Origin of the sequence: Lysinibacillus cavernae (genome assembly GCF_009724685.1) — a bacterium.
GTDB lineage: Bacteria > Bacillota > Bacilli > Bacillales_A > Planococcaceae > Lysinibacillus > Lysinibacillus cavernae.
The window spans coordinates 1-592 of the sequence record NZ_WMEF01000037.1 but is presented as its reverse complement, the minus strand read 5'-3'; the positions used below and the strand labels follow the sequence as shown (position 1 = coordinate 592).

Annotated in this window: 6 tRNA genes; all 6 read right to left on the bottom strand. The window is 51.5% G+C overall.

Features of this window, described 5'->3' with window-relative positions:
* Positions 1-12: 12 nt before the first annotated feature.
* The 6 genes from GJU32_RS22985 to GJU32_RS22960 all read right to left on the bottom strand — a co-directional run bounded on the left by GJU32_RS22985 (position 13) and on the right by GJU32_RS22960 (position 573).
* Positions 13-101: transfer RNA gene (locus GJU32_RS22985), tRNA-Leu, on the bottom strand.
* Positions 102-106: 5 nt separating this feature from the next.
* Positions 107-181, bottom strand: a tRNA-Gly gene (locus tag GJU32_RS22980).
* A 48-nt stretch (positions 182-229) separates the two neighbouring features.
* Positions 230-314: transfer RNA gene (locus GJU32_RS22975), tRNA-Leu, on the bottom strand.
* Between the two features lie 21 nt (positions 315-335).
* Positions 336-411: transfer RNA gene (locus GJU32_RS22970), tRNA-Lys, on the bottom strand.
* Positions 412-418: 7 nt separating this feature from the next.
* Positions 419-494, bottom strand: a tRNA-Thr gene (locus GJU32_RS22965).
* A 3-nt stretch (positions 495-497) separates the two neighbouring features.
* Positions 498-573 (bottom strand) — tRNA-Val (locus GJU32_RS22960).
* Positions 574-592: the final 19 nt, after the last annotated feature.

Sequence of the window (592 nt, the reverse complement as noted above, 5' to 3'; positions counted from 1 at the left end):
ATTAAAATAAAATGGTGCCGAGGGCCGGAATCGAACCGGCACGGTAGTCACCTACCGCAGGATTTTAAGTCCTGTGCGTCTGCCAGTTCCGCCACCCCGGCACATTTGGAGCGGAAGACGAGGTTCGAACTCGCGACCCCCACCTTGGCAAGGTGGTGTTCTACCACTGAACTACTTCCGCATGTGCATAAGATTTATTTATCCTGGCAATTATGAAATTCTAAAAAAATGGTGCGGGTGAAGGGAGTCGAACCCCCACGCCTTGCGGCGCTAGATCCTAAGTCTAGTGCGTCTGCCAATTCCGCCACACCCGCATATTTTGTTGGCAATTTAAATGGTGAGCCATGAAGGACTCGAACCTTCGACCCTCTGATTAAAAGTCAGATGCTCTACCAACTGAGCTAATGGCTCAAAACTCTGGTGCCGGCTATAGGAATCGAACCCACGACCTACTGATTACAAGTCAGTTGCTCTACCTGCTGAGCTAAACCGGCATATGGTGGAGGATGACGGGCTCGAACCGCCGACCCTCTGCTTGTAAGGCAGATGCTCTCCCAGCTGAGCTAATCCTCCTGGGTATTATGCCTAGCGA